Annotated in this window: 9 protein-coding genes; 6 read left to right on the top strand and 3 right to left on the bottom strand. The window is 68.8% G+C overall.

Annotated elements, in window-relative coordinates:
* From ABZW30_RS46020 to ABZW30_RS46030, 3 genes are all read left to right on the top strand, one after another.
* A partial coding sequence (locus ABZW30_RS46020) for a LuxR C-terminal-related transcriptional regulator (protein WP_355677323.1) occupies positions 1 to 157 on the top strand: 157 nt, incomplete at its 5' end.
* A 457-nt stretch (positions 158 to 614) separates the two neighbouring features.
* Positions 615 to 851, top strand: a complete 237-nt coding sequence (locus ABZW30_RS46025) for a hypothetical protein (RefSeq protein ID WP_355677316.1) — start codon at positions 615 to 617, stop codon at positions 849 to 851.
* A gap of 424 nt (positions 852 to 1,275) precedes the next feature.
* Positions 1,276 to 2,058, top strand: coding sequence for a class I SAM-dependent methyltransferase (locus tag ABZW30_RS46030; RefSeq protein WP_355677317.1), 783 nt, complete (start codon positions 1,276 to 1,278; stop codon positions 2,056 to 2,058).
* A gap of 139 nt (positions 2,059 to 2,197) precedes the next feature.
* On the opposite strand, the gene ABZW30_RS46035 is transcribed toward ABZW30_RS46030, so the two are convergent.
* Positions 2,198 to 3,040, bottom strand: coding sequence for an IS5 family transposase (locus tag ABZW30_RS46035; protein WP_355677324.1), 843 nt, complete (start codon positions 3,038 to 3,040; stop codon positions 2,198 to 2,200).
* A gap of 479 nt (positions 3,041 to 3,519) precedes the next feature.
* Between ABZW30_RS46035 and ABZW30_RS46040 the strand changes: the two genes are divergently transcribed.
* Entirely contained in the window at positions 3,520 to 3,906 is a 387-nt protein-coding gene (locus ABZW30_RS46040) for a hypothetical protein (protein ID WP_355677318.1), read from the top strand.
* A gap of 340 nt (positions 3,907 to 4,246) precedes the next feature.
* Here the strand turns inward: ABZW30_RS46040 and ABZW30_RS46045 are convergent, their stop codons facing one another.
* On the bottom strand, positions 4,247 to 4,618 hold the full coding sequence (locus ABZW30_RS46045; protein WP_355677319.1) for a hypothetical protein: 372 nt from the start codon (positions 4,616 to 4,618) through the stop codon (positions 4,247 to 4,249).
* 736 nt (positions 4,619 to 5,354) lie between these two features.
* On the bottom strand, positions 5,355 to 5,843 hold the full coding sequence (locus ABZW30_RS46050) for an SRPBCC family protein (RefSeq protein WP_355677320.1): 489 nt from the start codon (positions 5,841 to 5,843) through the stop codon (positions 5,355 to 5,357).
* A 104-nt stretch (positions 5,844 to 5,947) separates the two neighbouring features.
* Here ABZW30_RS46050 and ABZW30_RS46055 point away from each other — a divergent pair, with 104 nt between their 5' ends.
* Together ABZW30_RS46055 and ABZW30_RS46060 are read left to right on the top strand one after the other, a co-directional pair.
* Positions 5,948 to 6,370, top strand: coding sequence for a helix-turn-helix domain-containing protein (locus ABZW30_RS46055; RefSeq protein WP_355677321.1), 423 nt, complete (start codon positions 5,948 to 5,950; stop codon positions 6,368 to 6,370).
* 708 nt (positions 6,371 to 7,078) lie between these two features.
* Positions 7,079 to 7,588, top strand: a complete 510-nt coding sequence (locus tag ABZW30_RS46060; protein WP_355677322.1) for a hypothetical protein — start codon at positions 7,079 to 7,081, stop codon at positions 7,586 to 7,588.
* Positions 7,589 to 8,109 lie beyond the last annotated feature (521 nt).

An 8,109-nucleotide genomic window follows, 5' to 3' on the forward strand; every position in this document is an offset into this window, starting at 1 on the left:
CGCCGACGGCCACACCGACGACGCCATCGCCAAGCGGCTCGGCGTATCACCACGCACCGCCCGCCGCATCGCCACCGACCTCATGGAACGCCTCAACGCCCGCAGCCGCTTCCAGGCAGGCGTCCGAGCGACTCAGGCCGGCTGGCTGGCGCTCTGAGGCGCCGCGAGGCCCCGCTCGCCCCTACCCGACGGCAGAGGCCAGCGGGGCCTCGCCCCGATCGCTGTCGATCAGAGGCTGCCGGTGATGCCGACGGCGTAGTGGTTGCCGCTGACGCCGGACAGCGAGATGGCGCCGGCAGCCTGCCAGGCACCGCGCGTACCTCCCCGGCAGCGTCGTCCAGCACCAGGTAAACCGGCCGCAGCCCTTGCCGGCCGGGCTTGCGGCCAATCGACTCCCAGCAGGCGACGTGGCGGCGCCCACCGGCGATGGCCCAGAGCGTGCGTCCCGGGTCCGGCGGGCGCCAGAGGGCAGCGTAACGGCGCTGACCTGCGGCGGGGAGTTTCGGCGGGGCGAAACTCACCGGCTGCGCGGGGCGGAACTCACCAGGCCGTGCGGCGTCCCGATGGCCGGTCACCAGGTGCGGTACTGCCCGCCGCCGGCGGAGGGTGGGGTGATGGGCATCCTCGTGGTGATCGAGCAGCCGGAGCAACCGGACCTCTTGGTCGTGCACGCTTCCGGCTCCGACCCGGACGTGCCCGGCGACCCGCTCCCGGTGACGGCCTGCGGGATCGACACCGCGAGCATGGCCGTCGACCCGTGGCGGCCATCCGGGCCGGGATCGCGCTGGTACCCGCCGCAGTACGCCGGGCACGTCTGCCCGCGCTGCGAGCGGGCTGTCCGGTCGGCGTGAGTGCAGGTCAGGGCGGATGGCTTGACTGGTAGTCCCGCATGTTCAAGGGTGTCGTAAACGCTGACGAGTCCACGGCGCGTCGCTCAGAGTAGTCAGATCCGTTGTCGACCGATGCGCGCTGATACGTCGTCGCCGAATACGCCACCAGGCGGTGCTGTACTCCACGACGCATCGAGGATCTTCAATCCAGGCAGGCAGAGCCTTAGAGGTCGCGCGGATAGGCGGCATGCAGGTCGGCCGACAGAGAGAGAAGGCACAGGCTTCGTGATCACAGAGTTGTGACGCTCTGTGACTCATCAAGGAGACTTGTGTCTGCGTTGCCATGATTCATGAGGCGCACCGGAATCGTGAGGGGATCCGCCCCGGATGGTGAACCGCCGAAACTCGGATGCGGGCGTCGCTCTTGCCTGCCATTCTCGGGCCCATGCGTACGTTCGAAGAGCTCGTGGAGGAAGGCGAGGCCGTCCCCACTGCGGGGTGGGACTTCTCCTGGTTCGCCGGTCGCGCCAGCGAGCAGCGGCCGTCCTGGGGGTACGCAGGGCTGCTTGCCGAGCGGATGGCGAAGGCCGCGGCCGGACTCGACATCCAGACGGGCGGCGGCGAGGTGCTGGCCTCGATCCCCATCGCCCCGCCGGTGCTGGCGGCGACGGAGTCCTGGCCCCCGAATGTCGAGATCGCCCGCCGCACCCTGGCGAAGTTCGACGCGACCGTCGTCGAGACCGAGGACGCGGCCGACCTGCCGTTCGCGGAGGAGTCGTTCGACCTCGTGGTCAGTCGGCACCCCGTGGCGACCCGCTGGGACGAGGTGCAAAGGGTGCTGCGTCCGGACGGCGTGTACCTGGCCCAACACGTCGGCTCCGGCTCGGTACGCGAACTGACCGAGTTTATGATGGGGCCTCAGCCGCTAATGTCGCGGCCGATGCCGGTGACCACCACCTATGCCGGTACGAGCCCGATCGCGGCGGTGTCCGCCGCGGAGGCGGTGGGTCTGGACGTCGTCGACGTGCGCCAGGAAGCCCTCCGGATGGAGTTCCATGACATCGCGGCGGTGGTCCACTTCCTGCGCAAGGTGATCTGGATCGTCCCCGGCTTCACGGTGGACGCCTACCGTGACCGCCTGGCAGAACTCCACTCCTTCATCGAGCGCCATGGTCCGTTCGTGGCTTACTCGCAGCGCTTCCTTATCGAGGCGCACTGGCGGAGGTAGCGAGAGCGTCCGGACCGGTTGCTCGAGGTCCGCGGCTACGCTGGTCGCCCGTACCCACACGGGAGGTCTCGTCAAGAACCGGTTTGCGATCCCTGACCGGCTGATTAGCCGTTAAGCAGCCACTCGGACAGGGGGCTGCTCATGGTCGACGTCGGGGGCGTGTGTCCCAGCGGTGGGTGGTCCAGGCCCGGCGGATCAGGCTACGGACGGTGATGATCGTGTCGGCGAGGTCAAAGAAGGCTTCGATGACGCTGGTGCGGCGTTCGTAGCAGCGGGCGAGGCGGTGGAAGGCGTTCTGCCAGGCGTGGGTGCGCTCGACGTGCCACCGCTGGCTTGCCTGGATGGGAGCCTTCTCGCCCTTGCGCGCGATGCGGCCGTGCAGGTGGCGGCCGGCGAGTTCGGTGCGGGTCTTGTCCGAGTCGTACCCGGCGTCCAGGTGCACGGTGACGTCGTCGGGCAGCGGCTCGAGGCCGTCCAGCAAGTCCAGGGTCGGGGCGAGCAGTGGGGAGTCGTGTCGGTTCGCTCCGGCCAGGACCCTGCCCAGCGGGATGCCGTAGCCATCCGTCATGCCCGAGCGTTTCAATCCCTGTTTGCCGCGGTCGACGGGTGAGCGCCCGGCGACCTCGCCGCCGCCGGGGGCCTTGGTGATGGAGCCGTCGATGGCGATCTGGTCGAGCACGAGTCCGACGATCCGGTCGTAGGACTCCAGTGCGATCTGCTTGAGCCGGGCGAAGATGCCGAGCCGGATCCACTCATCGCGGCGGTTGCGGATCGTGGTCGCGGAACAGGTGGTGTCGGCGATCGCCTGGTAGGAGCAGCCGAAGCGCAGCAGTTGCAGCAGCTTGTCGAAGACGATCCGGTCGCTGATGCGGGGGCGGTGGCAGCCCAGCGGATGGGCGGGATCGACCGTCGGGTGCTCGGGCAGCAGCGCCGCAAATTGGTCCCAGAGCGGGTCGGTCAGCCATGATGGCAGGACGGGCACAGGTCCCCCAGTGGTCACAGAGCGTCGTAACTCCATGATCATCGGGACCTGTGCCCGCCTTGCTGCTGGCGTCCCGTGCACCACCTATCTGCGCGAGCTGTTAGCCTCGCCCCAGGCCGTGACCATCACGACATTCCGCGTCGCCGGACGGTGACTGCCCTCCGCACGGAGGTCGGAGAGGCCAAACAAGGTGCGTGCCCAAGGAGCCATGACGTGATCTTGGAAGACGCTTTAGTGCAGCCAAGGTGAACCGGAAAGCCTCCATGGGCGATGTTCGGCTTCGCCTTGATCGGCTGGCGCGGCCCCTGGGGCTGAGTCTCCCACCTCCTGCTCGGCGGTCAGCAGGGCATCATCTTCGCAGCTCATTTGAACGTGTTCAATGTTTTCCATAGAGTGGCCGCGGTCGAGTGATGGGGGTTCGTGCCGTGATCGCCGTTGTGATCCGACGAGGCGTTCGACTGGGAGTCCGCATAGGAGCTGTGCCTGCCGGGCTGGCCGCCTCCCTATGGCTCGGCGTCGCTGTCGCGCAGCTCCTCATGAAGCCGCATGCCCTGCCGAGTTTCTCCCGACTTGCGATCGTGGTCGGCGGAAGCCTGGGTGTCGGCATTCTGGTCGGCGCGATCACCGGTGCGGCACTTGCGCTGTCACCTGAGTGGCTGGCTGGGCGCACTTCGCTGCGAGGACTACTCGCCGGGATTGTCGCCGGGACGACATATCTCGGCGAGACCGTCGTCGTGGCAGTGGCCTCCAATGGCGGATACGGGCCGATGCTGCTCACGCTCCTCTCCACTCCCGTGGTTAGCGTCGTGGCAGCGGTGCACAGCAGTGACATACTGCGACGCACTCGCAGAAAGTCAGCATGCTGACGCTGACGCACCACCCGCGTCGACGCCGTCGAGCGGGCCGCCGGCCGGGAGGTCGTCCCCGGCGGCAACGGGCGGCCGGCCGAGGAGCTGGCGTACGACCTCAGCGCCGACGTCGTCACCGGCAGCCCGCACGCCCAGGCGCTCCCCGAGCTGGCGGTAGGCGAGCGGATCGCGCTGGTCGCGGTCTGCGCGCTGGCCGCAGCGATGCCCCGCACGGTACTCGGCGACCTGGAGCGCGAGCTGCCCGCCCTGGCCACCACGATGGACGCCGCTGTGACGGCCAGCCGGACCGCCTGCCCGAACACAGATGCCACAGCCCGGACACAGCAGGCCCCGCACCTCAGTAGGGAGCGCGCGGGCCGTCCGGGAACAACGCCTTTGCCGCGTCGCGGCCGGCGGTGGTCATGCCCCAGATGTCCCGGCCGTCCTCGCCGGTACCGTGCTTGACGGTGATCCGCTTCTTCTCCAGGTCGTTCAGCGTGGCACGGGCGAACTTGTTCTCCAGGGCGTTGGGGCGCAGCAGTCGCCAGAGCTGGTGGCCGGTGACGATCTTCAGGACGGCGATGGCGCGCAGGACGTCGGCGCGCAGGACGTTGGAGGAGCCGCCCGGGTTGGCCTTGGGAGCCTTGCGGGTGCGCTTGCGCGGGGCGGGGACGGCGCCCTGGCCGTCGGGCTGGTCGGGTGTGCCCGGGGCGGGCTGACGGTGGCTCACGGCGCTCCCCCTCGCTGGTCTGCGGTGCGATGGCTGGCTGCTCTGCATACCGCACGCCGCCGACAAGTCGATCACGCCCGCCCCGGCCACCCACCGCCCGCCCGCAGCACCGGCCCGCCCGGCCCGGCTGCCCCGCGGCAACCGGAAACGCCTGGCTGCCCGGCCGCGGCGCGAGCCCCGGGCACCGCCCCTGGGGGCCGGGGGACGGCCCGCGGGTTGGGCGAAGGGCCGGAGTGGCCCAGAGCGAGACTCCGATGGAGCCGCGCTAGGCGACAGAGGGGTTGTCGGCGTTTCTGGGCGGCCTGGACAAGGGGTCTGACCTGCGGTGATGCACAGTCAAGGTGAGGGGGGAGCGGAAGCGGTATCGGAAGCGGTACCGGAAGCGTGTCGCCGGGCCTGTCCGGGCCCGGGACAGGGGGGCGCGGGGCGATTCCCACCGGCCCCCGGGCGGGTGCGCAGCCGGGTGGGCGGCGGTGTCGGTGCCGGCGGCCGGACAGGGAGGTACTGATGACGGCGGTCAGGCCCTCGGTGGCTCCAGGAGGAGTGGGTCGGTGTGAGGCTGTTCCGGGAGAGATGACGTCGCAGCAGCCGTGGTGAACGGCTGTCGCTGGCCTGCCTGTCATCTGCCCGAGAAGCCGAAACGGTCCGCCGAGTGCATCGGCGGACCGTCGCGAAGGATCGAGGCTAGTTCGGGATTGACCCGAGGCGCATTCTCTCGATCTTGGTTGTCACGGTTCTACGAGGAGACTGCGGGGAGGCTGGTGCGCTCCTTCTCCAGCAGGGCGGTGATGTGGCGGTGCAGGCCCTGCACGCTTTCGGCGCTGGCTTCGGCGACGATGGCGCGCTGGGCGGGGGTGAACGGGGAGTCGGGGCTGTAGAGGGTGCTGCGGGTGAAGCTGGTGGTGCCGTCGCCGTCCTCGGTGAGCTTGTACTGCAGGCCCGCGCCGAGACGGTCGTCGATGAGGAGGGAGGACTTGGCGTACTCCTGGGCGACCACGCGCCAGTAGAGGTGCTGTTCGCTGCCGTCCTCGAGGACGCCGTACTCGTAGACCACATCGTCGATGCGGTAGGGGCGTTCGGTGACGCCGCCGACGCCGTGGCTGGCGACGTGCCACTCGGGCCAGAAGCGGGCCTGGGTGACGAGGTCGAAGACGAACCTGGCGGGGGCCTTGAAGGTGACGGTGTTGCTGTCGCCCACGGTCCAGTCGTTGTACTCGGTGCTCATGTCGAAACCTCCTCGAGGGGGCTTGTGCTCTCAAAATGAGAGTACACACGATCTGGCGGTACGTGCAAAGTGTATATTTATGCCCGGGAAGGAGTGATGCAGCGATGGGCGACGAACGACGGCCGGGGCGCCAGGTGTCGGTCAACGAGGTGCTCGCGCGTGCGGGCGACGTGCGGGAGGCCTTCGACACCATCGCCAACACCTGGTCGCTACTGATCCTGGTCGCGCTGCAGGGCGGCACGCTGCGCTACAACGAGCTCAAGCGCGCCGTGGGTGGAGTCAGCGAGCGCAGGCTGTCGCAGACGTTGAAGGTGCTCGAGCGCGACGGGGTGGTGGATCGGAAGCTGGTGCGTTCCATTCCAGCCCACGTTGAATACAGCCTCAGCCCGACAGGCGAGGTGGTCGTCGACTCGCTCGGTGATCTGTTGTCCACGATCATCGAGTTCTCGCCGCAGGTCGCGGCCGCACGGCAGCGTTACGACGAGGCGCAGGCTCAAATCCAGGAAAACCCGGAGCAGACAGCCTGAGCCGCCTCAAGGCCGAGTCGGGCGCGTTCACGCCAAAACATCCCGGCGATCGCCCTGAGGTCCGGAGCCCACGCTGGGCAACCAGGCGCAGCTCCTTGAAGGCGGCGACCGGGTCGCCGTTCTCGGTCTCCTCCAGGAAGGCGGTCAGCTTGCGGCGCAGCGCGTCGGCCAGGCTGAGCAGGTAGCGGCCGTCCTCGCCCCAGCGGTCGTCGTCGGCCGGGTGGGCAGCCGCGGGTGCAGCAGCAGCGGGTGCGGCAAGGTCCGGCGCAGCAGCAGCGGGTGCGGCAAGGTCCGGCGCAGCAGCAGCGGGTGCACTGCCCGGTTCAGGGCGCTCGTCCAGAGGGCGACAGAGCCAGGTCGAGGGGGCCAGTTGTCGCGGTGGGCGGCGTCAACGTGATGCGGTTTCTGTCGTCCCGGGGGAGGGGTCGGTCGGCTCCGCACGTGTGGTCGGCGGGACGGAGTGCCGTGGTGGGCGAGGAGGACGGCGGGGAGTATGGGTTGTTGTCCTGCCGGGCCACCCCAGCGTTGCCTGTCCCTGTCGGGAGGTCTCCTCGATTGAGGTGCGGCAGCACCTGGCGAACCACGCCGTATCCAGGTTCTTCCGTTTCGTTCCTTCGCAAGTCGAAACGTAGCCGGGATACGGCGTGTTCTGCATATCAGTCCAGGTCAGCGACCCACGGAAGCGACAGGGGAGCCTCATTTGTCGAGGTGGGCATCGGCTTCGGCGGCTTCGGCGGCTTCGAAGGTTCCGGCTTCGAGGTGGGTGTCGGCTTCGGCGGTTTCGGCGGCTTCGGCGGCTTCGAAGGTTCCGGCTTCGAGGTGGGTGTCGGCTTCGGCGGCTTCGGCGGCTTCGAAGGTTCCGGCTTCGAGGTGGGCGTCGGCTTCGAGGCGGATGGCGCCGGGCGGCGCGCATCGGTCTGGGCGGGGCCCGACTGCGCCAGGGAGGTCGGTGCGGCAACGGCGTTGCTGTGGGCGTCCTGCGGCGGGGAGGCGCTGGCGACGACAGCCACGCATCCGGTAGCCAGGATTCCGGCTGCCGCAGCTATGGCGATTCCTGCTTTCATCATTCCCTTTCTGGGGATGGGTTGTTGGGCCATGCGCCCGGGGGTGTGGCTGCACCGCCAGCCTTGGCGATGTGCGCTTGTACACGCGGTCACCGCTGGTCGCCAGCCGGAGGAGGCGTTCCTCGTCCAACTCGTCCAGTGCTCGCCTGCGTGATCTCACACCAGTTCAGACGGCCGATGCGGCGCACAGGGTTCGGCATTCGCCATGATCTGCACCGCAGTGCCATGTGCGGATGTTTGTGATCCCTCCGAGCTCGGTCGTCGGCTTCGCTCTGGTTCAGTGACGACCCGGAGGCCGCATTCGTCAGCGAGGCGGCCGCCCGCCAGGTCACCTTCGAAGCCGGTCCGCTATGCGCGGCTGGTCAGCCTCGCGCGTGAATCCCTGGCGGTCAAAGTCGCCTGACGAACGGTCAAGATCACCTGTCAGAGGACACGCTCCGGGTGGCAGCCGCGTGTCTTAAGTCCCAGGTAGCGGGGCGAAACGCTGCTACCTGGGGGAATGGGCTGAGACTGTCCTAGCAAATGCGGCATAACGGGCGCGCTGGGACAGGGCTGGGACATGGTTGTCCCAGCCCTGTCCCAGTGAGCTGCCCCGACTTTGGTGGAGTCCGCGATCGTGTGATCAAGCGGCTTGCGGGGCTCGCTCCAGTTGCGCCCAGTAATCCTGCTCGTATT

Origin of the sequence: Kitasatospora sp. NPDC004669 (genome assembly GCF_040609455.1) — a bacterium.
Classification (GTDB): domain Bacteria; phylum Actinomycetota; class Actinomycetes; order Streptomycetales; family Streptomycetaceae; genus Kitasatospora.